Annotated in this window: 26 protein-coding genes; 21 read left to right on the top strand and 5 right to left on the bottom strand. The window is 64.0% G+C overall.

Annotated elements, in window-relative coordinates; translation table 11 throughout:
• The first annotated feature begins 9 nt into the window (after positions 1 to 9).
• Positions 10 to 465 carry a cupin domain-containing protein gene (locus tag AB6B38_RS05070; RefSeq protein WP_371394688.1) on the top strand — a complete coding sequence of 152 codons (456 nt, stop codon included), beginning with the start codon at positions 10 to 12 and terminating at the stop codon, positions 463 to 465.
• A 351-nt stretch (positions 466 to 816) separates the two neighbouring features.
• On the opposite strand, the gene AB6B38_RS05065 is transcribed toward AB6B38_RS05070, so the two are convergent.
• Positions 817 to 1,026, bottom strand: coding sequence for a cold-shock protein (locus AB6B38_RS05065; protein ID WP_371394687.1), 210 nt, complete (start codon positions 1,024 to 1,026; stop codon positions 817 to 819).
• Positions 1,027 to 1,244: 218 nt separating this feature from the next.
• Here AB6B38_RS05065 and AB6B38_RS05060 point away from each other — a divergent pair, with 218 nt between their 5' ends.
• The 8 genes from AB6B38_RS05060 (at position 1,245) to mnhG (ending at position 7,800) form a co-directional block, all read left to right on the top strand.
• Positions 1,245 to 1,991, top strand: a complete 747-nt coding sequence (locus AB6B38_RS05060) for a TlyA family RNA methyltransferase (RefSeq protein ID WP_371394686.1) — start codon at positions 1,245 to 1,247, stop codon at positions 1,989 to 1,991.
• 109 nt (positions 1,992 to 2,100) lie between these two features.
• Entirely contained in the window at positions 2,101 to 4,413 is a 2,313-nt protein-coding gene (gene mbhE / locus AB6B38_RS05055) for a hydrogen gas-evolving membrane-bound hydrogenase subunit E (protein ID WP_371394685.1), read from the top strand.
• A gap of 4 nt (positions 4,414 to 4,417) precedes the next feature.
• Positions 4,418 to 4,852 carry an MnhB domain-containing protein gene (locus AB6B38_RS05050; RefSeq protein ID WP_371394684.1) on the top strand — a complete coding sequence of 145 codons (435 nt, stop codon included), beginning with the start codon at positions 4,418 to 4,420 and terminating at the stop codon, positions 4,850 to 4,852.
• Positions 4,849 to 5,247, top strand: coding sequence for an NADH-quinone oxidoreductase subunit K (locus tag AB6B38_RS05045; RefSeq protein WP_371394683.1), 399 nt, complete (start codon positions 4,849 to 4,851; stop codon positions 5,245 to 5,247). The genes AB6B38_RS05050 and AB6B38_RS05045 overlap by 4 nt, the downstream gene beginning before the upstream one ends.
• Positions 5,244 to 6,737 carry a proton-conducting transporter membrane subunit gene (locus AB6B38_RS05040; protein ID WP_371394682.1) on the top strand — a complete coding sequence of 498 codons (1,494 nt, stop codon included), beginning with the start codon at positions 5,244 to 5,246 and terminating at the stop codon, positions 6,735 to 6,737. Before AB6B38_RS05045 ends, AB6B38_RS05040 begins: the two co-directional genes overlap by 4 nt.
• Complete coding sequence (locus AB6B38_RS05035; protein ID WP_371394681.1) at positions 6,734 to 7,078, top strand: Na+/H+ antiporter subunit E; 345 nt, start codon at positions 6,734 to 6,736, stop codon at positions 7,076 to 7,078. The genes AB6B38_RS05040 and AB6B38_RS05035 overlap by 4 nt, the downstream gene beginning before the upstream one ends.
• Positions 7,079 to 7,087: 9 nt before the next feature.
• Positions 7,088 to 7,360: a monovalent cation/H+ antiporter complex subunit F gene (locus AB6B38_RS05030; protein ID WP_371394680.1), complete on the top strand. Its 273-nt coding sequence runs from the start codon at positions 7,088 to 7,090 to the stop codon at positions 7,358 to 7,360.
• Positions 7,357 to 7,800 (top strand): monovalent cation/H(+) antiporter subunit G, encoded by a 444-nt coding sequence (gene mnhG / locus AB6B38_RS05025; protein WP_371394679.1) that lies wholly within the window; start codon positions 7,357 to 7,359, stop codon positions 7,798 to 7,800. The genes AB6B38_RS05030 and mnhG overlap by 4 nt, the downstream gene beginning before the upstream one ends.
• Positions 7,801 to 8,125: 325 nt before the next feature.
• Here the strand turns inward: mnhG and AB6B38_RS05020 are convergent, their stop codons facing one another.
• Together AB6B38_RS05020 and AB6B38_RS05015 are read right to left on the bottom strand one after the other, a co-directional pair.
• Positions 8,126 to 8,821 carry a hypothetical protein gene (locus tag AB6B38_RS05020; RefSeq protein ID WP_371394678.1) on the bottom strand — a complete coding sequence of 232 codons (696 nt, stop codon included), beginning with the start codon at positions 8,819 to 8,821 and terminating at the stop codon, positions 8,126 to 8,128.
• Positions 8,822 to 8,956: 135 nt separating this feature from the next.
• Complete coding sequence (locus tag AB6B38_RS05015; RefSeq protein ID WP_371394677.1) at positions 8,957 to 10,399, bottom strand: hypothetical protein; 1,443 nt, start codon at positions 10,397 to 10,399, stop codon at positions 8,957 to 8,959.
• A 162-nt stretch (positions 10,400 to 10,561) separates the two neighbouring features.
• On the opposite strand from AB6B38_RS05015, the gene AB6B38_RS05010 reads away from it, so the two are divergent.
• The 10 genes from AB6B38_RS05010 to AB6B38_RS04965 all read left to right on the top strand — a co-directional run bounded on the left by AB6B38_RS05010 (position 10,562) and on the right by AB6B38_RS04965 (position 20,267).
• On the top strand, positions 10,562 to 11,875 hold the full coding sequence (locus AB6B38_RS05010) for a class I SAM-dependent RNA methyltransferase (protein WP_371394676.1): 1,314 nt from the start codon (positions 10,562 to 10,564) through the stop codon (positions 11,873 to 11,875).
• Positions 11,876 to 12,163: 288 nt separating this feature from the next.
• Positions 12,164 to 13,441 carry a serine--tRNA ligase gene (serS, locus tag AB6B38_RS05005; RefSeq protein ID WP_371394675.1) on the top strand — a complete coding sequence of 426 codons (1,278 nt, stop codon included), beginning with the start codon at positions 12,164 to 12,166 and terminating at the stop codon, positions 13,439 to 13,441.
• On the top strand, positions 13,438 to 14,253 hold the full coding sequence (gene surE, locus AB6B38_RS05000) for a 5'/3'-nucleotidase SurE (RefSeq protein WP_371394674.1): 816 nt from the start codon (positions 13,438 to 13,440) through the stop codon (positions 14,251 to 14,253). Before serS ends, surE begins: the two co-directional genes overlap by 4 nt.
• Positions 14,254 to 14,261: 8 nt before the next feature.
• A complete protein-coding gene (locus tag AB6B38_RS04995; RefSeq protein WP_371394673.1) occupies positions 14,262 to 14,906 on the top strand; it encodes a protein-L-isoaspartate(D-aspartate) O-methyltransferase in 645 nt (214 codons plus the stop codon).
• Between the two features lie 93 nt (positions 14,907 to 14,999).
• Positions 15,000 to 15,428: a DUF6491 family protein gene (locus AB6B38_RS04990; RefSeq protein WP_371394672.1), complete on the top strand. Its 429-nt coding sequence runs from the start codon at positions 15,000 to 15,002 to the stop codon at positions 15,426 to 15,428.
• Between the two features lie 90 nt (positions 15,429 to 15,518).
• Positions 15,519 to 16,439 carry a LysM peptidoglycan-binding domain-containing protein gene (locus AB6B38_RS04985; protein WP_371394671.1) on the top strand — a complete coding sequence of 307 codons (921 nt, stop codon included), beginning with the start codon at positions 15,519 to 15,521 and terminating at the stop codon, positions 16,437 to 16,439.
• A 94-nt stretch (positions 16,440 to 16,533) separates the two neighbouring features.
• A complete protein-coding gene (gene yajC, locus AB6B38_RS04980; RefSeq protein ID WP_371394670.1) occupies positions 16,534 to 16,917 on the top strand; it encodes a preprotein translocase subunit YajC in 384 nt (127 codons plus the stop codon).
• A 35-nt stretch (positions 16,918 to 16,952) separates the two neighbouring features.
• A complete protein-coding gene (gene secD, locus AB6B38_RS04975; RefSeq protein WP_371394669.1) occupies positions 16,953 to 18,584 on the top strand; it encodes a protein translocase subunit SecD in 1,632 nt (543 codons plus the stop codon).
• 15 nt (positions 18,585 to 18,599) lie between these two features.
• Positions 18,600 to 19,574: a protein translocase subunit SecF gene (secF, locus tag AB6B38_RS04970; RefSeq protein ID WP_371394668.1), complete on the top strand. Its 975-nt coding sequence runs from the start codon at positions 18,600 to 18,602 to the stop codon at positions 19,572 to 19,574.
• 84 nt (positions 19,575 to 19,658) lie between these two features.
• A complete protein-coding gene (locus tag AB6B38_RS04965; protein ID WP_371394667.1) occupies positions 19,659 to 20,267 on the top strand; it encodes a urate hydroxylase PuuD in 609 nt (202 codons plus the stop codon).
• 54 nt (positions 20,268 to 20,321) lie between these two features.
• On the opposite strand, the gene AB6B38_RS04960 is transcribed toward AB6B38_RS04965, so the two are convergent.
• Positions 20,322 to 21,632 carry a serine hydrolase domain-containing protein gene (locus tag AB6B38_RS04960; RefSeq protein WP_371394666.1) on the bottom strand — a complete coding sequence of 437 codons (1,311 nt, stop codon included), beginning with the start codon at positions 21,630 to 21,632 and terminating at the stop codon, positions 20,322 to 20,324.
• Positions 21,633 to 21,753: 121 nt separating this feature from the next.
• Here AB6B38_RS04960 and AB6B38_RS04955 point away from each other — a divergent pair, with 121 nt between their 5' ends.
• Positions 21,754 to 22,605 (top strand): squalene/phytoene synthase family protein, encoded by an 852-nt coding sequence (locus AB6B38_RS04955; protein ID WP_371394665.1) that lies wholly within the window; start codon positions 21,754 to 21,756, stop codon positions 22,603 to 22,605.
• 156 nt (positions 22,606 to 22,761) lie between these two features.
• Complete coding sequence (locus AB6B38_RS04950) at positions 22,762 to 23,916, top strand: energy transducer TonB (protein WP_371394664.1); 1,155 nt, start codon at positions 22,762 to 22,764, stop codon at positions 23,914 to 23,916.
• A gap of 12 nt (positions 23,917 to 23,928) precedes the next feature.
• Here AB6B38_RS04950 and trmFO read toward each other — a convergent pair whose 3' ends face one another.
• Positions 23,929 to 25,326 carry a methylenetetrahydrofolate--tRNA-(uracil(54)-C(5))-methyltransferase (FADH(2)-oxidizing) TrmFO gene (gene trmFO / locus AB6B38_RS04945; RefSeq protein WP_371395073.1) on the bottom strand — a complete coding sequence of 466 codons (1,398 nt, stop codon included), beginning with the start codon at positions 25,324 to 25,326 and terminating at the stop codon, positions 23,929 to 23,931.
• Positions 25,327 to 25,441: the final 115 nt, after the last annotated feature.

Genomic DNA, 25,441 nt, shown 5'->3' with positions numbered 1-25,441 from the left:
TTCGCCCTCATGCCCTTTGCCAAACCCTCCCGCTCCATCCCGGAAGTCTCCGGTACACGCTATCCTCCCCCGCACGATGAGCCGGTAAGGCGGCGCGCCTGGCGGGCGCTGGGTGATGCGTTCGGCCTGACGCAGTTTGGCGTCAACCTGGTACGGCTGGAGCCGGGGGTGTGGTCCTCCCAGCGCCACTGGCATGCGAAGGAGGACGAGTTCGTCTATGTCGTTTCCGGCCACCCCACCCTTGTCACCGATGCGGGCGAGGAGCGCCTGTCGCCCGGCGACTGCGCGGGCTTCCCTGCCGGCGTGAAGGATGGCCACCATCTGAAGAATGACACAGATGAAATGGCCGAGTTTCTCGTCGTCGGCAGCCGCATCCCCGAGGACCATGGCGAATATCCCGATATCGACATGGTTTTCCTGCCTGGACGGGGCGGCTATGCTAGGAAGGACGGGACGGGGTTTTAGTTCCGCAACGCATCCCTTACTTCGTCATTCCAGAAGCCGAAGGGCTATCTGGAACCCAGTGCTTAAAAAAAAGTCTGGGTTCCGGGTCTCGCTCATCGCTCGCCCGGAATGACGAAAAAATGGGATCGCGCTTGCTCATTTTGGCCCTTCTATTCGTCGTTCCCGCGCAGGCGGGAACCAAGAGCCATTTTGCACGGACTTCGCCCTACGATCTCTGGATCCCAGCCTGCGCGGGGATGACGAACGGAAAGTTACACACCAAAGAAAAACCCCCGCGGCCCGTCGGCCAGGGGGGTCTTCCATCTCAGCACCAGCGCGGCGAACCGCGCGGGCGTGATCTCAATCTGTCAATCAGGCCGATTGCAGGTTGGTCGCGGAGAATTTGCCGCTCTTGGCGTCGCGCGCTTCCTCGTAGGAAATGCGTTGGCCTTCATTGAGGGCGGCCATGCCCGCGCTTTCAACAGCCGTGGCGTGGACGAACACGTCCTTGCTGCCATCATCCGGCTGGATGAAGCCGTAGCCTTTGGTGGTGTTGAACCATTTTACAGTTCCCGTAGCCATGGGAGTATTCCTTGTAACAAGATATAACAAAGCGGCCTGGATTACAGGCGCGCCAGCGGTATCGAAGAGAGGTAGAGGGAAGGGGGCGCCAAAAAAACGAAAGCGCAAAACCTGATCGTCGGCCAAATTTCGATAAGGTTTTATATCGCATCTCACACGTGAACGCAAAGCAATTTCGCTGTTCAGTAAATACCAAGTCACCGATGGTGGAGTTTTCTTTGAAAGAATATTCTTCGAAATCTGTCAGAGCAGACATTCAGCTGGTCGCGCTTGGTCATTTCGACAGCCGCGCGCGTGCGCAGGCGGCGATACGGGCAGGGCGCGTGCGGGTGAATGGCGAGGTGCTGAGCAAGCCCTCGCAGACCATGCCGTCCGGCGCCCACATTGAGGCAGAGGCCGAACACCCTTTCGTCAGCCGGGCTGCGCTGAAGCTGGTGGCCGCTCTCGATGCGTTCGCGGTCAGCCCGCAGGGGCGCATCTGTCTTGATGTGGGCAGTTCGACCGGCGGTTTCAGCGAACTTCTGCTGCAGCATGGCGCAGCCCGGGTTTATGCGGTTGATGTTGGCCGGGACCAGCTGCACCCGTCCTTGCGCTCCCATCCGCGCCTGACGAGCCTTGAAGGCACGGATGCGCGCGAGCTTTCGCCGGCCGTGATACCGGAATCACCTTCGCTCATCGTGTGCGATGCGAGCTTTATCGGCCTTGCCAAACTGCTCGGCGCATCCTTGTCGCTGGCATCTCCTGACGCGGATTTGATTGCGCTGTTCAAGCCGCAGTTCGAGGTGGGCCGCGCCCATATCGGCAAGGGCGGTATCGTCAGCGACGAGGCAGCAGTCCAGACGGCGCTGAACGCCTTTCAGGACTGGCTGGAAGGGCGGGGCTGGCCGGCGCAGGCTGTCACGCCCAGCCCGGTTGCCGGAGGTGATGGCAACCGCGAAATCCTCATCCATGCGAGGCGTGCATAAAGCCCCACGGGCCGCGTGGTTCTTACAATTATCGTTGACGCTGCGCTGCGGTATTTGCTTAACACCCCTTCCTGCCTTGACCGTCCGTCCCCTAATCGCCGGAGGCCCGATGTCGCCTGTCTGGTTTGTGATCATAGCGGCGCTGAGCGCGCTCGTTGCTGCGCCCGTCACCCGAATCGCCGGGCGCTTTGCCGGGCCATTGCTGGCTCTGGTACCGGCATTCCTGTTTGTGTCGCTGCTGCTTCAGCTGCCTGACCTTCCGGTCGGCACGGCCATTCTGCAGACGATCGAATGGGTGCCCGCTTACGGCGTGTCGCTGGGCTTCCGGCTGGACGGCTTCTCCCTGCTGTTCTCGCTTCTGATTACCGGCATCGGCACGCTGGTGGTGATCTATGCGGGCAGCTATTTCAGCGATGACGCGAAGGACCGGGGCCGGTTCCTGGGCTTCATCCTGCTGTTCATGACGGCGATGCTCGGCACGGTGCTGGCCGATGATCTCATCATGCTGTTCATCTTCTGGGAAATGACGAGCCTCGTTTCCTACTTCCTGATCGGCTTCAAGCATGAGGATGCGAAGGCCCGCAAAGCCGCGCTGCAATCGCTGGTGGTCACGGCGGGCGGCGGTCTGGCGCTGCTGGGCGGCATCATCATTCTGGGCCTGACAGCTGGCACGTTCTCCCTGACCGAGATCACCGCGCAGGCGCCGCAGATTGCCAATTCGCCTGCCTTCCCGGCGATCATCGTTCTGGTGCTGATCGGCGCGTTCACGAAGTCTGCCCAGTTCCCCTTCCATTTCTGGCTGCCCAACGCCATGGCCGCGCCGACCCCGGCGAGCGCGTATCTGCACTCGGCCACCATGGTGAAGCTCGGTGTCTATCTGCTGGCCCGCTTTGATACCGGGTTTGGCGAGTACCTGATCTTCTACGGCCCGCTGATGGTGTTTGGCGGCATCACCATGCTGATCTCGGCCTATGCGGTGATGCGCTCCACCGGCTTCAAGGCGGTGCTGGCCTGGTCGACCGTATGCTCGCTGGCGACATTGGTTCTGCTGGTCGGTGTGCCGGGCGAGGCGGGCGTTAAGGCGATGGTCGGCTTCCTGATCGCGCACGCGCTCTACAAGGCCGCGCTCTTCTTCACCGCCGGGCAGGTAATCCACTCCACCCACCAGTACGAGCTGGCCCGTCTCGGCGGGCTTGGCTTCAAGCTGCCGATTACCGCGATTGCGAGCGTTCTGGCGGCGATTTCGATGGCGGGCGTGCCGTTCTTCCTGGGCTACAAGGCCAAGGATCTGTTCCTGACCGCCGCCTTTGAGGGCGGAAACTGGGGCATGTGGCTGACCTTCGTGGCGCTGGCGAGCTCTGCCGTGATGACGGCGGTGGCCGGTCTGGCCGCGCTCAAACCCTTCTTCCTGAAGCCGCCCTATGGCGAGGTGAAGCTCTACCACAAGGAATATTACGGCATGGCCCTGCCGCCGCTGACGCTTGGCCTGCTGGGGCTTGCCATTGGCGTCATGCCGGCACTGGCGTGGAACAGCATCCTCGTCCCGGCGATGAGCGCGCTTTATGGCGGCACAGTCGTGCTTGAAGTTCACGCGGCGCCGACGCTGGGACTGAAATTCCTCATCACGCTCGGCCTGCTGGCCGCTGGCGCAGCGCTCGTCTGGTTCTGGACCCGGCTCTACCGCGATCCTGACAATGTGAAGGCCAATGTGGTGTTTGCAGACCTTGGCTACAGCGCGGTGATGGGTTGGCTGGACCGGGCAGGGCAGGTCACGGCGCGCGCGCTGCAGACCCTGTCGCTTCGCACCTATATCGCCATCACGCTCGGCGTTTCCACGCTGGCTCTCCTGCTGTCGCTCGCCGGTTTCAGCGGTGACATGATCACGGCGGCCGCTGCCGAGCCAGTGCGTCCCTACATGGCGGTGGTGCTGGTTCTCACCCTGATCGGGTGCGCGGTCGCTGCCTTTGCCCGCTCGGTCCTGATCTCGATCCTGGGCGTGGGTATTGTCGGCTACACGATGGCGGTGGTGTTCCTGATGAATGGCGCACCGGACGTCGCCTTCACCCAGTTCACCGTGGAAACGCTCTCCATCGTCATCCTGCTGGCGGTGCTGCTTCGCCTGTCCCTGCGGCCATCACCGCAAGTCTCCTTGCTCAAGCGGCCTGTGGCGCTGGCGATCTCGGCCGGGTTCGGCTTGGCTTGCGGGCTTGGCGTGCTGGCGATGAGCGTGCTGCCGTTTGACCGGCGTCTGTCAGATTTCTTTGGCGAGGCGAGCTATGTCGAGGCGCAGGGACGCAATGTCGTCAACGTGATCCTCGTCGACTTCCGGGCGCTCGATACGCTGGGCGAGATTGCCGTGGTGGCCTTTGCCACGATGTGCGTCTGGGCGCTGCTGCGCCGCCGCGTGAAGAAGGAGGGCTAGGTCTATGCAATCTGTCATTCTGAACGCTCTGGCGCGGATGTTCTTCGTCGCCATGCTGATCTTCTCGATCTTCATCCTCCTGCGCGGCCATGACGAGCCGGGCGGCGGCTTTATCGGCGGGCTGGCAGCAGCGGCGGCCTATACGATTGTCACGCTGGCCTTCGGGGCGGACAAGGCGGAGCGCTGGCTGATCCTGCACCCGGTCGTGCTGATGGGCATCGGCCTGTTCTGCGCGATCCTGTCCGGCCTGCCGCCCCTGCTCGGGGATTTTGGCGGCTTCCTCTACCATTTGTGGTGGGAGGGCCAGATCGGCTTCCTCCAGCTGAAGCTCGGCACCACCTTGCTGTTTGATATCGGCGTCTATTTCGTCGTGGTCGGCGGGGTGCTCTCCATCCTTTTCCGCATGTATGAAACCGGCGCCGAGGAGGCGAGCGAATGACGCTGCTCTACGCTATTGCCGTCGCCGCCGTCATGGCGTCCGGCATCTATCTGATGCTGGACCGCAATGTGATCCGCATCGTACTGGGCACGGCCCTGATCGCCACCGGTGTGAACCTGATCCTGTTCCTGGCCGGACGGCTGGGCGCGACCGACCCGGCCATCATTCAGGCGGGCAGCTATGCGCTGGGCGAGGGCGCGGCCAACCCGCTGCCGCAGGCGCTTGTCCTGACCGCTATCGTGATCGGCTTTGCGCTGCTGGCGTTGGCGGCCATCGTCGCCTACGAGGCAACACGCGCGCTTGGCACGGTGAACGCTGACGAGATGAATGCCGCGCGTGATCTGGGCGATCCGTTCAAGGGTGAAGCCGGTGAGGGGAGCGCGGCGGGCAAATGAGCACTGATCTTCTTGTCTCCCTGCCGATAGTCCTGCCGCTGACCATGGCGGGCTTCTGCGCGGTCTTCTGGCTGCGCCCGGACTGGCAGCGCTGGGTCACGGTCATCGGCATGGGCCTCATGGCTGCTGCCGGTATTGCCCTGCTGCTGGCAGTGCGTGATGGCGGCGTCATGTCTTCCCAGCCGGGCAACTGGCCTGCACCCTTCGGCATTGCCCTTGTCGCAGATCCGCTGTCCGCGCTGGCAGTCGCGGCGGCGGGCCTGGTGGCCTTTGCCGCCTCTGTCTACGCCTTCCGGGGCGTGGACCAGAACGCGCTGCATGGCGGTTTCTTCCCGCTCTTCTGCGGTCTTATGGTGGGCGTGAACGGCTCCTTCCTCACCGGCGATATCTTCAACCTCTATGTCTGGTTCGAGGTGCTGCTGGTCTGCGCCATAGGACTGCTGGTGGTTCACCGCGCCGGGGTCAATCTGGACGCGGCAGTGAAATATGCCGCGCTGAACCTGTTCGGCACGATCCTGTTCCTGACCGGCGTGGCCTTCCTCTACGGCGCGGCCGGCACGCTGAACTTTGCTGATCTGGCACGCATCGTGCCGGAGATGGAGCCGTCAGCGGGCCTTACTTTCGCGCTTGTTCTCTTCCTGCTGGCATTTGGCGTCAAGGCAGCGGCCTTCCCGCTCTTCTTCTGGCTGCCGATTGCCTATCACACGGCCCCGCCGGTCGTGTCGGCGCTGTTTGGCGCGCTGCTGACCAAGGTGGGTATCTACGCAGCCATGCGCGTCTTCATGCTGCTGTTTGAAGGCACGACGGGGCTGGTCGGCGAGATTGTCGTCTGGGTGGCGGTGATCACGATGGTGACCGGCGCGATTGCTGCTCTGATTCAGACCGATATACGCCGCATGCTGGCCTTCCTGATCGTGTCGGGCATGGGCTATCTGATGATGGGCCTGGCGCTCTCGACGCCGGAAGGGCTTGGCGCGGCGAGCTTCTATCTCATTCACGACATCATCTTGAAAGGCGCGATTTTCCTGCTGGCAGGCGTGATCGCTGTTGCCGCCGGATCGTCCGACCTGACGAAAATCGGCGGGCTGATCCGCACCCATCCGGTGCTGGCGGTGATCTTCTTCGGTGCGGGCCTGTCGCTGGCCGGCCTGCCGCCCTTCTCCGGCTTCTGGGCCAAGGTGCTGGTGGCGGACGCCGCGTTTGACGGGGGCAGGCCCATTCTTGGCGGCGTTGCGCTCGGTACCGGCCTCATCAGCCTGATGTGTGTGGCGAAGATCTGGATGGAAGCGTTCTGGAAGGCTGCACCTGAGGGTATGCGCGCTACCGCGCGCCTGCCACGCGTGATGTTGGTTCCCGCCACCGCGCTGTTGCTGGTCAGTCTGGCCATCGGGCTTTATGCCGGTCCGCTGATGGAGATGACGCAGGCCGCCGGTGCAGGCCTCGCTGATCCGTCCGCCTATATCGAAGCCGTAATGGGGACAGGCCAATGAACCCGCTTCGTCTGATCGCAAAACTGGGGATTTGGGCGCAGCTCGGCGTCATCTTCCTCATCGAGCTGTTCAAGTCTTCGTTTGCCGTGGCCTGGGCGGTCATCAATCCGTCCATCCGGCTGAACCCGGCCATAGTGGCGGTGCCGCTTGATCTGAAGACGGACATCCATATCGCGACGCTGGCCAATCTGGTCTCGCTGACCCCCGGCACGACGTCCCTGCATGTCTCCGAGGACCGCAAGACGCTCTACGTGCATGCGCTGGACTGCGCGGACGAGCAGGCGACGATCAACGGCATCAAGACCACGTTTGAAAGCATTCTCATCCGGTCGGAGGCGTAGGGCATAACCATGATACCTGATCTTCTCTCGACCTATCTGCTCGTTGGCCTGGTGCTGGGCTTGTTACTGACCGGCATCCGCCTTGTCATCGGGCCGGGGCTGGCAGACCGCTTCGTCGCGCTGGACATGATGACGGTGCTGGCCATCGGTATCACGGCGCTGACCACGCTTGTCACCGGGCGCAAGGAATTTCTCGATATCGGACTTGGCCTTGCCGTTACCGGCTTTATCGCCACGGTGGCGCTGGCCGTGTTCCTTGAGCGCAAGGAGACCGATCAATGATCCGCGAGATTATCGGCGCCGTCCTGATGCTGGGCGGCATGTTCTTCCTGATCGTGGCGGCAATCGGCGTGTTCCGCCTGCCGGACCCGTTCCTGCGCCTGCACGCCTCCACCAAGGCCGGTACGCTGGGGGCGGGCCTGCTGGTAGCGGGCGTGGCCGTGTCTTACACGGACGAAAATCTGGGCCTCACTGCCTTTGTCATTATCGTTTTCCTGCTGGCGACCCTGCCTGTGGCTGGGCACCTTCTGGGCCGGGCGACCTATGTGTCGGGCGCGGACTTCGTGATGAAGGAGGGTAATGACGGGCTGAAGGGCGTGCTGCCGCGCGCGGAAGCCTCTCTGGAGGCGCGCCTTGCCGGGCGCAGTGCCGACCCTGTTCTCCCGCCGCCGGAGAAGCAGAAGGAAAAGGCTGAAAAGGCCAGGGTGGAAACGAAGGAATAGAAAAAGGGCGGCTCTGATGAGCCGCCTTTTATGCTTTGTGCTCCGCACATCCGTGCGTCGCTGCGGGCAAAAGTGCCCGGCGGCCGGTCGGCCTTGCAGGCCGCTTTGCGGCCTGAAAAGCGCAAACGCGCGCCCGCGACTTTTCGCGGAACATCGCAACGCGGATGCGTTGCGGAACTAAAATAACGCGCGGTCGCCCTTTTCGGCGGCCTCTGGCCGCCGCAAGCCCGAACGGGCGACCGAGACACCCCTCACCCTGAGGAGCCGCCGCAGGCGGCGTCTCGAAGGGCGAGGGGCGAGGCCCAGATGGGCTGAGCTTCACTAACTAGTTCGACGGACGCCACACCCCGTCCGGGCCCTGACAGACCCATTCATACCGGCCGGTGATCTGCACCTGGCGGCAATTCTGGTTCACCTGCTGGGCCGGATAGTGGGGCTGGGTGCCGTGGGGCTGGTAGGCATAGGGGTCATAGCCCGGCCCGCCAGCCAGCTGGCTGTTATCCTGATAGCCGTAATCGTCGTAATACGGGTCATGGCCCTGCTGCCCATAGCTTTGCTGGCTGTAACCGTATTGCTGCTGGCCATATTGGGGCTGCTGGTAGCCCACTTGCGGGCGCGGGCCGCCGGGCAGATGGTCACACCGGCTGCCGACACTGCCCATCGCGCCGCCTGCCAGTGCGCCAAGGCCCGCACCGGCGATCACGGCACCATCATTGGAGCGGCGCTGATACTGCTGTTGGCCGCGATGTCCGCGATGCCCCCGATGGCCGCGCCAGCCGCGATGATTGTGGGCCTGGTTCTGATAGTGGCGGTCGCGCCGTGCCGATTCGTTGGAATTATGAATCTGCGCGCCAAGCACTGCGCCCAGAAGACCGCCGACAACCGCGCCTGTCACCTGCTGATTGCGCTGCTGGGAGATGCATTCGGCGTAGGTCTGTTGTGCCTGCGCGGCAGGGGCGAGAGCCAGCGGGGCCGCAAGCGCTGCGGCAACGATGGCCGAACTCTTCAGAACATGTTTCATCGCAAGGGGCTCCTTTCGTGCCTGGTCCTTGAATATGGGCCTACCCTGCCAGACCGGCGATGAGCGCAACATGAACGAAAACCGCCCCGCCGATGAGCGGCGAGGCGGTTTACGCGTCGTCCCGGATCGCGAAGGTTACTGAACCCGTGCGACCTGCCAGTAGCCGTGCTGGTCCTGACACATACGCACGCGGTCATAGGCAACCTCGCCATTGGGCAGGAAGATCTCCGCGTCGCCCCAGCGGCAGCGCTGATTGCTCCAGGTGTGGAAGTCGCGGGCGTAGACGACACCGCGTACACCTGAATACGGGTTGTGCCAGTAATACGGGTTGCCCGTGGAGAAGGCGTAGTGCGTGGCGTAGTGATACTGGCCACGGTCACAGCTGCTCAGGGCCGCACCCAGACCGCCCCCGATCAGGCCACCGGCCAGAAGCGCGCCGGCATCACCGTCCGAAACCGCAGCACCGAGCAGGGCACCGACCAGCGCGCCAGCGGCAACATTGCCACCGCTGGGGCGGCACACGCCATCGGTGTAGTAGAAGTTCGCGCGGCCATAGCTGGAGTGATAGCGGGGATGATAGTTCCACCCGGAATAATGAACATGGTGGTGGACGATCCGCACGGGCGGCGTCCAGCGCACATTCCGGCGGCCATACCGGTTCACATAGTAATGATTGTGATAGACCGCAGGCGCACGCACCGCGTTCGAGCGGGAATAGCGCACATTATAGTGGCGGTGGCGGTAGTTTGGCCGCGCGTGACGCTGCGGACGGTTTTGCCACTGGCCTTGCGGGCGCCCTTGCGGCCGTGCACTGCCCTGCGGACGGTTTTGCCACTGGCCTTGCGGCCGGCTTTGGCGTTGGGCCTGTCTGCGGTCCTGCCAGTCGCGGCGGTCGGGGCGGCCTTGCGGGCGGCTTTGCTGGCTCTGGCCGCGCTGTGCCTGCTGGCGGCGCTGCTCGAACTGGGCGCGGCGGTCGCTATCACCGCGCCGGCCCTGCCATTGCTGGCGTTGCGCCTGCTGCCGGGCAGCCGGGCGCTGGGGTGCAGAGCTTCGCTGCGGAGCCGACTGTGTGGCCGGTCGACTAGCCGGACGGCTGGCCTGCGCGTCACGCCGGGGCGCAGGCTGTGTAGTGCTCGAGGTCCGGCTGGGTGCAGGCTGGCCAGTGGCCATATTGCGTCCGCGGGGTGCAGACTGGCGCAGTTCAGATTCGGAGACTATTGGACGGCTGGGGGCAGGCCGGGACGGACGGCTGGGCGTGGACTGCGGCCGTTGCTGAGGCGCGGATTGGCGCGATTGCTGGCGGCCCTGCCAGCTGCTCTCGCGGCCACCGCCACCACGCTGGCCACGGCTCTCGCTGCCGCCACCCCGGCGTCCGCCACGGCTTTCCTGACCACCACCGCGGCGTCCGCCGCGGCTCTCCTGACCGCCCCGGCGGCCGTCGCGTTGCTGGGCTTCGGTTTCAAGGCTGACAGCATTGGCTGCTTCCGCCGACGGAATGAAGGGCAGTTCGCCGGGCGCAGCGAAGGCGGTCATCAGTGCAATCGCTGCTACCGAGACAGTCAGTTTTCCGGTCGCCATCGGGCTTCCTCCTTGGTTTCAAGAGGCCATAATCGGGCAATTAACCAGACGGTAACAATAGCTAGCTGAGCCGGACATGAACGATTGCTTCAGGTTTGTCCGGCGCGCGATTTACCGCGTGGCGCTTGACGATACGGCCTGCAGGAGTGCAAACGCACCGCCATGAAGCGCCGTTCCCGTTCATCTTCGCCCGGCAGGGCCGTGCCCGAACGCGCGCTGCGCGTGACCGCCCGTGCCATAGGCGCGCGCGGTGATTCCATCTGCCCGGATCCGGAAACCGGCGGATCGGTATTCGTACCCGGCCTTCTGCCCGAAGAGACCGCTGATATCGTGGCGCGGGGCGAACGCGGGAGGATACGTGAACGCCTGACCACTTCCCATGAACGCATTGAACCTTTCTGTTCCGTCGCAGAAAAATGCGGAGGCTGTTCGCTGCAGCACTGGCAGGGCGATGCCTATCGCGCATGGAAGCGTGATCTGATCGCCGATGCGCTGGAGCGCGAGGGGCTGACGCCTGAGCTGTTGCCGCTCGTCGAGGCGGGCGGTGCGGGCCGCCGCAGGGTCGCCCTGCATGCGCGCAAGATGGGCACGCGCCTGCTCTTGGGCTTCACCGAGCGGGCAGGGCAGGCCATCGCCGACACGAATGACTGTCCGATAGCCGAGGCGCGTATCCGCAAATCCTTCCCGGCCTTGCGTGAACTGGCCATGGCCGTTCTCACACCAAAGTTCGACACCGCGACGATCTCGGTCACCGCAACTGATCCGGGCCTCGACGTGCATGTGGCGCGCAAAGGCGCGGTCACGCTGGATGACCGGCTGACGGGCGGGGAGCTGCTGGCGCGTGAGGGCTGGGCGCGCCTGACCATCGGGTCAGAACTCATCGCGGAAGGCACGCCGCCCGTTGTGCGCTTTGGCAGCGCCAAGGTAGCTCCGCCGCCCAGCGGCTTCCTGCAGGCGACCGATGCGGGCGAGGCGGCGCTGGCTTCAATCGTCATGGACGCGCTCAAAACCGCCCTCAAGACTGCGCCCAAAGAGGCGAGGGGCGTGATCGACCTCTATGCGGGTTCGGGCGCGTTCGCGCTGCGCATGGCGTCCCTTGCCCCTGTAAGGGCCGTAGAGGGAGAGGCTGCGCCGCTGGCGGCGCTGGACCACGCTGCGCGCCATACGCCGGGCCTGAAGCCTGTGAGCGTATTGCAACGCGATCTGGCGCTGGAGCCGCTCTCCATCCGCGAGCTGACCGGGGCGGCGATGGCGGTAGTCGATCCGCCGCGCGCGGGCGCAAAAGAGCAGATGGAACTACTCGCCGGATCCGGTGTCCCGGTGATCGTTTCGATCAGCTGCAACCCGGCGACGTTTGCGCGCGATGCCGCCATTCTGGTACGCGCCGGATACCGCATGGGACCGGTCACCCCCGTGGACCAGTTCGTCCACACCGCCCATGTGGAATGCGCGGCCGTGTTCACGAAGGGCGCGTAGCCCTCTTTCTATTGATCGGGGATCGCGCTTTTCAGGCCGCAGAGCGGCCTGTTGGCTTTGAGTACAACTCACCACGCGTTTCACCGGCGAAAGCCGGTGCCCAGTATTTTTCTGGATCCCGGCTTGCGCCGGGAAAACGCACAATGATGGTTTCCTCCTCCGTTTGCGGGGGAGGTGTCTTCGAAGAAGGCGGAGGGAGCTAGCCTCACCCCCACCGCCAAAGCCCGGTGGACGTGTGGGGCGGGCGGGGCTATCACGCGGGCCTAACTTTTCGGCGGGCCAAATCCCATGCATGACATACGTTTCATTCGCGAAAACCCGGACGTCTTCGACGCCGCCATGAAAAAGCGCGGGCGCGGGCCGGAGGCATCGCGCCTGCTGGAGCTCGATAGCAAGCGCCGCGAAGCGACCGCGCGCCTGCAGGAGATCGAGACCGAGCGTAATGCGAAGTCCAAGCTGATCGGGCAGGCCAAAGCCAAGGGCGATGACGCGCTGTTCAATCAGCTGCGCGCCGAAGTGGATAGTCTGAAAGGCCAGATGGACGAAGCCGACGCCGCCCAGAAAGCCGCCGACGAGGCGCTGCGCACTGAACTCGCCTCGCTGCCCAACATGCCGTTCGAGGACGTGCCCGAAGGTGCGGACGAGAACGATAATGAGGAAGTGCGCGGCTGGGGTGAGCCGAGAGAGCTTGGCTTTGAACCCAAAGACCATGTGGCTATCGGGGAGGGCCTTGGCGGGCTGGATTTCGAGGCCGCTGCCGCCATGTCCGGCGCGCGCTTTGCGGTGCTGAAAGGCCAGCTTGCCCGGCTGGAGCGCGCGCTCGCGGCCTTCATGCTGGACATGCACACGACCGAGCATGGCTATTCGGAAACGAGCGTGCCGCTGCTGGTGCGCGATGAGGCACTGTTCGGCACCGGACAGTTGCCGAAATTCGCCGAGGATCAATTCCATACCACGGATGGCCGCTGGCTCATTCCCACCGCTGAAGTCTCACTGACCAACCTCGTACGCGACGCGATTCATGCCGAGAGCGCCTTCCCGATGCGTCTGACGGCGCATACGCCGTGCTTCCGCTCCGAGGCCGGTGCGGCGGGGCGTGATACGCGCGGGCTTATGAGGATGCACCAGTTCTACAAGGTCGAGCTGGTCTCGATTGTGAAGCCCGAAGAGAGCGAGGAGGAGCTGGAGCGCATGACCGGCTGCGCCGAAGCGGTCCTGCGCGCTCTGGAGCTGCCCTACCGGGTGATGCTGCTGTGTGCTGGCGATATGGGCTTTGGCGCGCGCAAGACCTACGATCTTGAAGTGTGGCTGCCCAGCCAGAACACCTATCGCGAGATTTCCTCCTGCTCGAACTGTGGTGACTTCCAGGCCCGCCGCATGGAAGCCCGCTTCAAGCGCGAAGGCGAGAAGAAGCCGGAATATCTCCACACGCTCAATGGCTCAGGCGTGGCGGTTGGCCGCGCGCTGCTGGCCGTGCTGGAGAATCATCAGAATGAAGACGGCTCGGTCACCATACCGGCCGCGCTGCGCCCCTATATGGGCGGGATTGAGGTCTTGAAGCTGTGAGCAAGTTTTTCACCGGGAATAACCCGCGCATTCTCATCACCAATGATGACGGGATCCGCGCGCCGGGTCTGAAAGTCCTGCGGGCGATGGCGGAGGCCATTTCCGACGATGTCTGGGTGGTGGCGCCTGCCGAGGAACAGTCCGGCATGAGCCGGGCGCTGTCGCTGAACTCGCCCTTGCGCGCGCGCCGCGTCGCCGACAAGCGCTATGCGGTCACCGGCACGCCGGCAGACTGCGTGCTGATGGCGATCAATGACATCGTGGAGGGCAAGGAGCCTGATCTGGTGCTGTCAGGCGTCAATCGGGGCCAGAACATCGCCGAGGACGTGACGGTTTCCGGCACGGTGGCCGGCGCGATGCAGGGCCGCCAGATGGGCATTCCCTCCATTGCGTTTTCGCAGGCGTACGGCTTTACGGGGCGCGACACGATCAAGTGGCAGACGGCCAGCGCGTTCGGCCCGGTCATCCTGAAAAAGCTGCTCGAAGAGCGCTGGTCGGAAAATGTCGTGATGAACGTCAATTTCCCGGACCGCGAGCCGGAAGATGTGCACGAGATCGAGGTGACGGTGCAGGGCATGCGCGACCAGCACAATATCAAGACCGTGCGCCGCGAGGATTTGCGCGGGCAAGCCTATTACTGGATCGGGTTTGAGGGACGGCCCTCCACACCCGCAGTCGGCACTGATCTCAGAGCCATCTATGAGGGCCGCATCTCCATCACGCCGCTGCATCTCGATCTGACCCACCACGAGACGCGCGACCGGCTGGCCGATCATCTGGCCGGGCCGGTGGATGCGCCGGCTGAAAGCTGAAGGCGGCCATGAGCGGGGGCTTTGACACGCGCGTTATCGAGCTGGTCATGGCGCTTCGCAATGCCGGTATCCGCGACAAGGCGGTGCTGGCCGCGATTGAGCGCACGCCGCGCGATCTGTTCGTGCCCGAAAACTTCGCCGATCACGCGTTTGAAAACCGCCCCTTGCCGATTGATTGCGGCCAGACCATTTCCCAGCCCCTCATCGTCGCCCTGATGACGCAGGCGCTGGAGGTCACCGACCGCTGCAAGGTGCTCGAAGTCGGCACCGGCTCCGGCTATCAGGCCGCCGTGCTGGCAAGGCTTTGCCGCCGGGTCTACACGATAGAACGTTACCGCACGCTGTCTCTCGAAGCCGTAAAGCGCTTTGAAGGCTTGCGCCTGACCAATATCGTGACGCGCATTGGCGATGGCACCAAGGGCTGGCCGGAGCAGGCACCGTTTGACCGGATCATCATCACGGCGGCTGCGCCATCGCGTCCTGACGCCATTCTGGCCCAGCTACGCGAGGGCGGTGTGTGCGTGGCCCCGGTGGAGAACGGACCCGTTCAGACCCTCTACCGCTACCGCCTGGAAGACGGTGAAATCAGCGAGGAGGCACTGCTGGATGTGCGCTTTGTACCGCTGGTGGAGGGCGTGGCGCGCTCCCTCTGACATGCAAACGTGATCGCACCTCAGCTTGACCTTGCGGCGGGACGCTTCATCCTTGGCGCAGGGACTGGATGGCCTTCCAAGGGAGATATCCGCATGAAACCTCGTCATTTTTTGACCGGACTTGCCGCTGCGGCAGCGGCGTTCGGCATGGCTTCGGCAGTATCGGCACAGGATATGAGCGAGGCAGCGGCAGAGCGCCTGGCCCAGTTTGAGCGCACCGGAGAGACCCGCTCCTGCATCAGCCTGTCTCAGCTGCGCTCGATCCAGCCGCTCGACGACCACCATTTCCTCGTCGAAATGCGCAATCGGGACATGTATCTCAATGTCGTGAGAGGCCGTTGCAGCGGCGCGGCCCGGACGAGCACCTATCTGCAATACTCCACGTCCGGCACGCAGTTCTGCCGGGGTGAAGTCATCAGAATTGTCGATAGCGGTCCGGCCAGCATGCTGGTTGGCAGCTGCGGCCTGGGTGAATTCGAGCGTCTTTCACCGGCCGATGGCGATACCAGCGCGTCGCGCTGACCCTTGCGCGTGTAGCTAACGCGTGATTAACGCTCCCGCGCCATGATGCCTGCCCGTACCCCCCTTCGGTGCGGGCAGGAATGGCGGCCGATGATAACGCAGACGTTTCGATGGACGGCTCTGGCGGTGCTTTGCGTAGCGCTCGGCGCGTGCGCATCGCGTCCTGAGCCTATTCGCGATTCGTCCTCCGTCTCGCGCAGCGCCGCGCCGCAAGCGCCCAGCTGCGGACCTCGCCATACCGTCCGGCGCGGCGACACGCTCAGCGGTATCGCCGAGCGGTGCGGCGTACGCTGGCTCGATCTGGCTGCCGAGAACAATCTTTCCGCCCCCTATACCCTGCGTGAAGGCCAGGTGCTGGTCATGCCGGGCGGGGCGCGCACCTATACGGTCCGGCGTGGCGACAATCTTTACCGCATCGCGGTCAGCCATGGCATGACCCAGCAGGAGCTGGCCTCGATCAACGGCATTCCGGCGCCCTACACGATCTATCCCGGTCAGGAGTTGCAGCTTACCGGCACCGCACGCCCGGTGCAGACGGCTGCGGCCACCCCTGCGCCTGCGCCCAGCCAGCGGCCGACGCAAACACCGCCGCCTGCCAGTCAGCCGGCCCAGCCTTCCCAGCCTGTTGCCGGCGCGCCGCAATTCCGCTGGCCGCATGGCGGTCAGGTGGTCGCCAATTTCGGCTCCCAACCGGGCGGGCGGCGCAATGACGGCATCAAGATAGCGGCCAATGTCGGCGAGCCGGTGCGCGCGGCGGCGGCTGGCGAAGTGGTCTATGCGGGCAATGAGTTGCAGGGTTATGGCGAGCTTGTTCTTTTGCGCCATGGCGACTGGGTGACGGCCTATGCCCACAATTCCGTCCTGCGGGTCTCGGTGGGGCAGCAGGTGGAAGCGGGTACGGTGATCGCCGAAGCGGGCTCCACCGGGTCAGCCAACCGCGTGCAGGTGCATTTCGAGATCAGGCGCGGTGTGACGCCGGTCGATCCGCTGCAATACCTTCCGCGCCGCTGATAACTGAGCACAACAAGCGGATGCGAGTTGCGCCTGCGGTGCGTGTGGATATAGTCCCGCGCAAATCCCCCCTTGCATCCAAGGATACAACACCATGCCTGCATTTCTCGATTCTGTGACGCTTGCGGCTGCCGGTGGCGGCGGCGGAATGGGTGCGCTGCTGATCCAGCTCTTCCCGTTCATCCTGATTTTCATCGTCTTCTATTTCCTGCTGATCCGTCCCCAGCAGCAGCGCGTCAAGAAACACCGCGAAATGGTCGAGGCACTGCGCCGCGGCGATGAGGTTGTCACCGCAGGCGGTCTGATCGGCAAGGTGACGCGTGTGGCCGATGGCGAGCTGACCGTCGAGCTGGCGCAGGGCGTGCGCGTGAAAGTGGTGCGCCAAACGATTTCCGAAGTGCGTGCACGTACCGAGCCGTCGCGCTCGCGCCGTGACGACGATGATGCCGATGACAGCGACGAGGACGCGCGCGGCTAGCGCTCAGCGCCGCTGCGCCCTATCTGCAATCCGCCATGCTTTATTTTGCCCGCTGGAAGATAGCCCTCATCCTCGGAACCATCCTGATCGGGGTGCTGTTCCTGATGCCCAATTTCGTGCCGGAAAGCACGCGCTACGGCCCGGATGGCCGTCCGCAGGGCGTGTGGACAGTCCTGCCCAGCGACACGCTCAATCTGGGGCTGGACTTGCGTGGCGGCTCGCACCTGGTGTTCCAGGTGGATATGGACGAGGTGCGCTCCGAGCGCCTGATCCGGCTGGCAGATGATGTGCGCACGGTGCTGCGCAATCAGCCGCCCATCCTGACAGCGGCGCCTGCGGTGGTTGAGGGGCGCGTTGTGGTGCGTCTGTCTCGTCCGGAAGACATGGAGGCGGCCCTGCGCCGTCTGCGCAGCATCAACGAGCCGGTGTCCAATTCCTTCGGACAGGCCAGCCTCGACCAGACCCTGTCTATCGAGGAAGACCCGGACGGGCGCACGATCCGCGTCAGCATTACTGAAGCCGCCTTCGCAGAAATCCAGCGCCGGACCGTAACCCAGTCGGTCGAGGTCATCCGCCGGCGTATCGATGGCACCGGCACGACCGAGCCGACGATTGTGCGCCAGGGCGATGACCGCGTGCTGGTGCAGGTGCCCGGTGAAAGTGATCCGCAGCGTATTATCGAAATCGTCGGTACGACCGCGCGCATGACCTTCCACATGGTCGAGGCCAATGTGGATCCTGGCCCGGACGGGCAGGGACGTACACCGCCCGGCGTCGTCATCATGCCGACCGAGGAGCCCAGTGAGCCCTTCCTCGCCGTACAGCGCCGCGCCCTGGTGACGGGCGAGCAGCTTGTGCGAGCGAGCCAGGGTTTCAACGAGGCAGGTCAGCCTTCGGTGAACTTCACCTTCAACACCTCCGGCGCGCGCGCCTTCGGTGATGCAACGGCGGCCAATGTCGGGCGCCGTTTTGCCATCGTGCTCGATGATGTGATTATTTCCGCGCCGCGCATCCGCTCGCCCATCATGGGCGGGTCGGGCATGATTGATGGCGGTTTCACGGTTCAATCCGCCAACGATCTGGCCAACATGCTCAATGCCGGCGCGCTGCCTGCGCGCCTGACCCCGGTTGAACAGCGTTCGGTCAGCGCCGGTCTGGGACAGGATTCCATTGAGCGCGGCCAGACCGCGATCATTATCGGGTTCAGCCTCGTTATCGTGTTCATGCTGCTGGCCTATGGGTTCTTCGGCATTGCGTCCACGCTCGCGCTGATCGTCAATATCTGTCTGCTCATGGGCGGGCTGTCCGGTCTGCAGGCAACGCTGACCCTGCCGGGTATCGCCGGTATCGTGCTGACGATCGGCATGGCGGTGGACGCCAACGTGCTGATCTTTGAACGCATCCGCGAGGAATACCGGTCGGGCCGGACGGTGACCAACGCCATCGAGAACGGCTATCAGCACGCGCTGTCGGCCATTCTGGACGCAAACGTGACGACCTTCATCGCGGCGGCCGTGCTCTACATGATGGGCGCAGGTCCGGTGCGCGGCTTTGCCGTGACGCTGGGCATAGGCATTCTCACATCGGTCTTTACCGCCTTTGTGTTCTCGCGGCTTCTTCTGGCGGGCTGGCTGCGTTTCGCCAAGCCCAAAGCCCTGCCGATGTAGGCGGGAGAGAAAACCATGAATCTTTCCAGTTTTGCCCTTGTGCGCTTCCTGCCGGTGGAGACGAAGTTCGGCTTCATCCGCATGCGGGTGGGCGCCTTCATCCTCTCTCTGTTCATGGTGCTGGGGTCGGTGACGGCCTTCTTCACCATGGGCCTTAATCTCGGCATCGATTTCCGCGGCGGCACGGCGATTGAAATCAGCACGCAAGGTCCGGCCGATATCGCGCTGATCCGCGAAGCAGTGTCCGCGGCAGTGCCCGGTGATGTGCAGGTTCAGGGCTTTGGTGCCGAGGAAGACGTGCTCATACGTGTCGGCGAGATCGACCCTGAGGTCATCAATGCGCTGGAAGGTTTTGACGCGCTGGATGCGGCCCAGGCCCAGCAGGCCGTGCAACAGCTGGTGCGCGCAGCTCTGGTAGAGGCGGTGCCCGATGTCAGCTTCGAGCGCATGGAGGTCATCAGCCCCCAGGTGTCTGACGAGCTGCGTATAGCTGGCGCGACGGCGGTGCTAGTCTCGCTCTTCCTGATGCTGGTCTATATCTGGCTGCGCTTTGAGTGGCAGTACTCGGTGGGCGCCGTGCTGGCGCTGGCCCATGACGTCATCATCACTATCGGCTTTTTCTCCGTTACCCAGCTCCAGTTCAACCTGCCCACGATTGCGGCCATTCTCACCATTGTCGGCTACTCGATGAACGATACCGTGGTCATTTATGACCGCATCCGGGAGATGTTCCGCAAATACAAATCCCTGCCGACGGCGGATGTTCTGGACCTGGCGATCAACGCGACCCTGTCACGCACGATACTGACATCAGGCACCACGCTTGTTGCCCTTATCGCCATGGCGGCGATAGGCGGCCCGGCGCTGGAAGGCTTTGCTCTCGCCCTTATCTGGGGTGTGGGGATCGGTACCTATTCGTCGATATTCGTGGCCGCTCCGCTGCTCACCATTACCGGTGTCCGGCGCGATTCCGGCGAGCGCGACGACTAGCTTTCGCCCCGGTGATGGTCAGCATGCGGCATTGTGCCGTATGCTCCCCTTGCGACTCAATTTCGAGCCAAGGGGGCTGACATCATGGCTGCTATTCTTACCAATCTTCGTCTGACGGTCGGCGTTTCTGCCGCCCTGGCGCTGGCGTTCCTGCTTGTTTACGCGCTGCTCTTTGCCAATCTGGGGCTGGACAGCCAGATTTTCTGGTCGGCCACGCTGCGCTGGACCCATGTGGTCGTGGGCATTATGTGGATTGGCCTGCTTTACTATTTCAACTTCGTCCAGATCCCCACCATGCCGTCCATCCCGGATGAGCAGAAGCCGGCCATCTCCAAGCATATCGCGCCGCAGGCTTTGTTCTGGTTCCGCTGGGCGGCGGCTTTCACCGTGCTGACGGGCCTCGTTCTGGCGGTGGTCAATAATTACTGGCTGGAGACGCTGTCCTTTGGCTTGCTCGGCGCGGCGACGGCTGGCCATGTCTTCCTGGGCATCGGTATGTGGCTGGCGCTGGTGATGGCGTTCAATGTCTGGTTCGTGATCTGGCCGAACCAGAAAATCGCGCTGGGGATTGTCGAGGCAGAGGCCGACGCCAAGCCCAAGGCTGCGCGTACCGCCATGCTGTTTTCGCGTACCAATACGCTGCTCTCCCTGCCCATGCTGGTGGCGATGGCGGGGTATCAGACGCTCGGCTGAGCCGGACTATCCGGCAGAAGAAAAAAGCCCCCGGTTGTTGCCGGGGGCTTTTGTCTATTCGCCGATCACGGCTTGTATGTGCTCACGGAATATGGCCCGCGCGCCTTCGCGCGGAGAGGTGGCGGAGGGCTGTTCCTGCGCCAGGATCAGGGCCACAACGCCGGTCGAGGGGCTGACGAAGAAGTCGGTGTCGAAATACCCGCCCCAGCCGAAATCGGCCGGGTAGCCGCTGGCGCTTGAACCCTGGCCCTCGTAGACGACCCCCAGCGAATAGCCAAAGCCGAGATTGCCGGCATTCATGTTCGCGGGCATGCGGTCTGCGCCAACATGCACTTGGCTCATGGCCGCCACGCTGTCGGCTGACAGGATGCGTGTCCTGTCCAGCTCGCCGCCATTGGCCAGCGCCTGGGCAAAGCGAAAAAAGTCGTTGGCCGTCGAGAACAGGCCCGCGCCGCCAGCGGCGACATTGGCGCCAAAGGCATAATCAAGGCTCGTCGGGACCGGCTGGATCGCGCCGTTTTCGTCATGGGTATAAAGCGTCGCGATCTGCTCGCGGTGTTCCTCGCCGGGGAAGAAGGTGGTGTTGTCCATGCCCAGCGGCTGGAAGATGTGCGCCTGCATGTAGCTTTCGAGGTCCTGACCCGAAACAACCTCGACAACCCGGCCCAGAATGTCATTCGACCAGCTATAGTACCAGCGCTCGCCGGGCTGGAAGTAGAGGGGCAGGCCGGCCAGATGGTCGATGCGCTCCTCAAGCGTCATCTCACGGTCTTCATAGACATTGCGCGTGAGATAGAGCCGGCCCAGATCGGTCTCGTAGTCGAAGACATAGCCAATGCCGGAGGTGTGGGTGAGCAGGTCCTCGATGGTGATGGCGCGTTCGGCGGCAACTGTCTCGATCTCGCCTTCACCGTTCGCGCTGACAGAGACGGCCACGCGCGTATCGGCAAAGGCCGGGATGATGTCTGCGAGCGGCTGGTCCAGGCTCAGCGCGCCATCCTCGGCCAGCTGCATGATGGCAGCGGCGGTGACCGGCTTGGTCATCGAGGCGATGCGCACCATCGTATCGGCTGTCATCGGGCGTGCGCTCTCGATATCGGCAAATCCCGTTTCGGAGATGTGTTGCACCACGCCGTCGCGCGCGATCAGGGCGACATAGCCGGAACGCGCCTGCGCGGCGGCGAAGGTTTCCAGCGTCGCGTCCAGTGTGGCCAGTCCGGCGCCATTGAGCGTGCGGGCGGCGGGTACGGTTTCGCTTACCGCTTCTGCCGTGCTGACCGCAGGCTGGGAGCAGGCGGCAAGGCTGGCGGCGAGCAGGGCAGCACCAATAAGGGACGATGACAGAGGCCAGCGCGGGTCGGACATGGGGGAGATCTCCGGAAAATTTGTCGGGCGCAAAAACTCACCCGGACGGGTCTACATTTGCAAGCCAAAAGACTAAATGTGCGTGCGATTGCCACCCGTTTCCTGCGCGAAAGCCCTTAGCGTGTCCGCTGACAGCCTGACCGACACCGTCCGCCGCGACGATCCCGACCGGTATCTGGCCGCCCTGTTCGCGCCGGAGCCAGTGCGCGCGCGGCTGTGGGCGCTTTACGTGTTCAATGCGGAAATCGCGCGTATCCCGTCCAGCGTCACCGAGCCGGTGATCGGCGAAATGCGCCTCGCCTGGGCGCGCGATGCGGTGTCGGACCTCTTTGCCGAGCCGCCACGGGTACGCCGCCACCCCGTCTATGAGGCGCTGGCGGCCTTGCGCGGGCAACGTGGCGGGCCTGCCCTGGATGACCTGGTGGCGTTGATCGAGGCGCGCAACGCCGATCTGGGCGAGGGGGCCTTCCCCGATGCGGCCGAGCGCGAGCGGTATGTGGACCGCAGTTCGGGGCTGGTAATGCAGCTCGCGGCAGCGATCTGCGCGCCGGACTGGCAGCCGGGCGAAGAGGGGCAGGCCGCCCTGATCGCGGCAGCGCGTCTGTGGGGATATAGCGCCATGCTGCGTGATTTTGCGCGCCTGTGCGCGGCTGGCCGCCCGCCGGTTGCCGAAGCGGAGCTGACCGCCAGCGGAGCCAGCCTTGAAGCCCTGCGCCGGGGTCTGGAGCCTGAGAAGGCCCTTCTGGCTCGTACGGGGCTGGTGGACGCGGCGCGAGGCGCGGCGGCTGCGCTGGACACATCACGCAAGAGCCTGCCAGCAGAGATATTTCCGGCGATTGGCTATGTCATGCTGGCGCGCCCGGTCCTCAAGGCGGCAAAGCGTCAGAGCGACCCTTACGCGCCCCTGCCAGACAGCGCGCTCATCATGCGCCAGCTGCGCCTTCTGGGCGCGTCGCTGAGCGGACGGGTCTGAGCGGGCAGCAGGCTTTTCGCTCCTGCTGCTGGCGGAGCGAACAGTTCTGTCTTGACGTTGACAGTTCTTATCCGCTCAACTGGAAGCTGATTTGAAAGGTGGGGGATAGCTTGAAAAAACTGTGGTTTATCTGCGCCGCGCTGATCGGCGCCATGGGTGTTTTTTGTGTCGGCCGCCTGGCCGCAGGATTTGCCGGAATCGGTGACGCAACCCTATGTCGCGTACACGCAGGCCCTCGAAGCGGGTGATCTGGAAGCGGCACTTGAAGCGGCTGGTGCTGCGAGGTCAGCTGGCGAGTCCGCCCGGATTGACCCGTTCACGCTGGCCGTGCTCACCGATAATCATGCCGAGTTGCTGGCGGCGCTGGGCCAGCACAGGGACGCGGCGCGTGCCTATGCCGCGTCAGCGGAGCTGCTGGACGGGCTTAATGAGGACTGGCTGACCCGGGCGCAGACATGGCGTCTGGCGGCGTTGTCGGCGTTAGATGGGCGGCTGACGCGCGATGCTGTCACCTATATTGCGAATGCACGCGACAGGATAGGCCGCGCCGACCTTACCGATAGCAGTGTTGGTGAAGAGGCAAGTCAGATTATCCTGACGGAAGTCACCGAACGCGCGCGCGCCGGCCGGCATGTGCCGGCGGGACTGATTGCTCGTGAGGGGCTGGAGTCGGACTTGCTGGCGGCTGCGCCGCCATCGGCAACCATGGGCATGCTGGCCTTTCATGCCGGAGTGGCGGAGTTTCTGCAGGCCGAACGGAGCCGGCCACGCACAGGGTCGCGCGTGCAGCCGCACATGTCGTCTGACAGCCGCGCCGCATTCTGGCTGTCCGCGGCCCATTACTTCCTCGCATCCGCCGGCATGGAAGGAGAAACGGTCGATGCCATGGAGCTGTGGACCGAGTATCTGCGCAATAAGCTCTCGAGCGGTGAACTCATCGATCTGGACCGGCAGCTGTCCCAGGCCGGTTACCTTCTGCCCCCTGAGGCTCGTGAGCGCCGCCTTGCGCGCCAGCGCCTGGAATGCGGAGACAATTGCGTAGACGCGGAATTGCTGGAAGGCGGACATCCACGCTATCCGATCCGCGCCGGACTTGCCGGTGCCGAAGGTTTTGCGGTGGTCCGCTTTGACATCAATCCCGAAGGCGGGACCGATAATATCCGGGTGCTGTACTCCCTGCCTTACTCCGATTTCGGTGTAGAGGCGGTCAGGATGGTCGAAAGGTGGCGGTATTCGCCGCGAACCATTGATGGCGAGCCGGTCTGGTGCCGGGGCTTCGTTACCCAGTTCAGCTTCTCGATACGAGGGTGAGCGGGTTGCGCTTCAGGCCGCCTCGGGTTGGTTGATCCACGCATCGCAATCGGCCAGCGCACGCGCCGTCATCAGCCGCTTCTTGGCTTGCGCCTTGGCGGCCCCGCGCAGGCGCTCGCCATTGGGGCCCTTCGATGGCCCCTGCATATCCGGAAACAGGCCGAAATTGACATTCATCGGCTGGAACGCGCCCTTGCGGCCCGGCACATGGCCGGTGGTGATGTGCATCAGCAGCGCGCCGAGCGCTGTCGTAGGTGGCGGCGGCGTAACAGGCTGGCCAAGACGCTCTGCGGCGGCAAACCGGCCCGCGAGCAGCCCCATGGCCGCGCTTTCCACATAGCCCTCAACGCCGGTGATCTGGCCGGCAAAGCGAAGCGCGGGCCGGGCTTTGAGGCGCATTACCGGGTCGAGCAGCTTGGGTGAGTTCAGGAATGTGTTCCTGTGAATACCGCCCAGCCGGGCGAACTGCGCGTTCTCCAGCCCCGGTATCATGCGGAAAATGTCGGTCTGCGCGCCGTATTTCAGCTTGGTCTGGAAGCCGACCATGTTGAAGAGCGTGCCGTGGGCATTGTCCTGGCGCAGCTGGACGACCGCATAGGGCTTCTCGCCCGGCTTGTGGGCATTGGTCAGGCCGCGCGGCTTCATCGGCCCGTGGCGCAGCGTCTCGATGCCCCGCTCGGCCATTACTTCGATGGGCAGGCAGGCTTCGAAATAGGGCGTGTCCTTCTCCCAGTCCCGGAACACCGTCTTGTCGCCGGCCAGCAGTGCTTCGACGAAGGCGTGATACTGCTCGCGGTCCATCGGGCAGTTGATATAGGCGGCGCGGTCTTCCTCCGTTTCGCCCTTGTCATAGCGTGACTGCTTCCACGCCACGCCCATATCGATGCTGTCGGCAAAGATGATCGGCGCGATGGCATCAAAGAAGGCAAGCTCGCCTTCACCGGTCAGACTATGCACCGCTTCGGCGAGGGCAGGCGAGGTGAGGGGGCCGGTCGCCACGATCACATTGTTCCAGTCTTCCGGCGGCAGACCGGCAATCTCCTCGCGGCGTATCTCGATATTCGGGTGCGCTTCCAGCTTCGCCGTGACGGCGCGGGAAAACGCCTCGCGATCAACTGCCAGCGCGCCGCCGGCGGGCACCTGGTTCACATCGCCCGTCGCCATGATGAGCGAGTTCGCCCGGCGCATCTCCTCGTGTAAGAGGCCGACCGCATTGGTCTCATGGTCGTCGGAGCGGAAGGAGTTGGAACAGACCAGCTCCGCGAGGCCATCTGTCTGGTGGGCTTCGGTGCGGCGTACCGGGCGCATTTCGTGCAAGGTAACGCGCGCGCCAGCCTCTGCCGCCTGCCAGGCCGCTTCCGAACCGGCCATGCCGCCGCCAATAATGTGTATGGGTGAGGTCTGTGTCATGGCGCCCATATAGCGCTGCTGGCTGCGCGGCTCAAATGCCACCCGCTGCTGGCAGGCAGGCGGCCGGTTTTGTGATTGACGGTTAACGGGGCCGCGCGCAATCTCGGCGCGAGCA

It is taken from the genome of Glycocaulis abyssi (assembly GCF_041429775.1).
Lineage (GTDB): Bacteria > Pseudomonadota > Alphaproteobacteria > Caulobacterales > Maricaulaceae > Glycocaulis > Glycocaulis abyssi.
Note: the sequence above shows the minus strand (reverse complement) of the source record. Positions and strands in the feature narration are given on the sequence as shown.

Bases quoted from the DNA above. Each gene is read 5' to 3' on its own strand.
- secF (WP_371394668.1), top strand. From the start codon at position 18,600: ATGAATCTTTCCAGTTTTGCCCTTGTGCGCTTCCTGCCGGTGGAGACG.
- AB6B38_RS05035 (WP_371394681.1), top strand. From the start codon at position 6,734: ATGAACCCGCTTCGTCTGATCGCAAAACTGGGGATTTGGGCGCAGCTC.
- AB6B38_RS04965 (WP_371394667.1), top strand. From the start codon at position 19,659: ATGGCTGCTATTCTTACCAATCTTCGTCTGACGGTCGGCGTTTCTGCC.
- mbhE (WP_371394685.1), top strand. From the start codon at position 2,101: ATGTCGCCTGTCTGGTTTGTGATCATAGCGGCGCTGAGCGCGCTCGTT.
- AB6B38_RS04995 (WP_371394673.1), top strand. From the start codon at position 14,262: ATGAGCGGGGGCTTTGACACGCGCGTTATCGAGCTGGTCATGGCGCTT.
- AB6B38_RS04990 (WP_371394672.1), top strand. From the start codon at position 15,000: ATGAAACCTCGTCATTTTTTGACCGGACTTGCCGCTGCGGCAGCGGCG.
- mnhG (WP_371394679.1), top strand. From the start codon at position 7,357: ATGATCCGCGAGATTATCGGCGCCGTCCTGATGCTGGGCGGCATGTTC.
- serS (WP_371394675.1), top strand. From the start codon at position 12,164: ATGCATGACATACGTTTCATTCGCGAAAACCCGGACGTCTTCGACGCC.
- AB6B38_RS05020 (WP_371394678.1), bottom strand. From the start codon at position 8,821: ATGAAACATGTTCTGAAGAGTTCGGCCATCGTTGCCGCAGCGCTTGCG.
- AB6B38_RS05065 (WP_371394687.1), bottom strand. From the start codon at position 1,026: ATGGCTACGGGAACTGTAAAATGGTTCAACACCACCAAAGGCTACGGC.
- AB6B38_RS04960 (WP_371394666.1), bottom strand. From the start codon at position 21,632: ATGTCCGACCCGCGCTGGCCTCTGTCATCGTCCCTTATTGGTGCTGCC.
- AB6B38_RS05015 (WP_371394677.1), bottom strand. From the start codon at position 10,399: ATGGCGACCGGAAAACTGACTGTCTCGGTAGCAGCGATTGCACTGATG.
- AB6B38_RS05040 (WP_371394682.1), top strand. From the start codon at position 5,244: ATGAGCACTGATCTTCTTGTCTCCCTGCCGATAGTCCTGCCGCTGACC.
- AB6B38_RS04985 (WP_371394671.1), top strand. From the start codon at position 15,519: ATGATAACGCAGACGTTTCGATGGACGGCTCTGGCGGTGCTTTGCGTA.
- secD (WP_371394669.1), top strand. From the start codon at position 16,953: ATGCTTTATTTTGCCCGCTGGAAGATAGCCCTCATCCTCGGAACCATC.
- AB6B38_RS05010 (WP_371394676.1), top strand. From the start codon at position 10,562: ATGAAGCGCCGTTCCCGTTCATCTTCGCCCGGCAGGGCCGTGCCCGAA.
- yajC (WP_371394670.1), top strand. From the start codon at position 16,534: ATGCCTGCATTTCTCGATTCTGTGACGCTTGCGGCTGCCGGTGGCGGC.
- AB6B38_RS05030 (WP_371394680.1), top strand. From the start codon at position 7,088: ATGATACCTGATCTTCTCTCGACCTATCTGCTCGTTGGCCTGGTGCTG.
- AB6B38_RS05045 (WP_371394683.1), top strand. From the start codon at position 4,849: ATGACGCTGCTCTACGCTATTGCCGTCGCCGCCGTCATGGCGTCCGGC.
- trmFO (WP_371395073.1), bottom strand. From the start codon at position 25,326: ATGACACAGACCTCACCCATACACATTATTGGCGGCGGCATGGCCGGT.
- AB6B38_RS05050 (WP_371394684.1), top strand. From the start codon at position 4,418: ATGCAATCTGTCATTCTGAACGCTCTGGCGCGGATGTTCTTCGTCGCC.
- AB6B38_RS05070 (WP_371394688.1), top strand. From the start codon at position 10: ATGCCCTTTGCCAAACCCTCCCGCTCCATCCCGGAAGTCTCCGGTACA.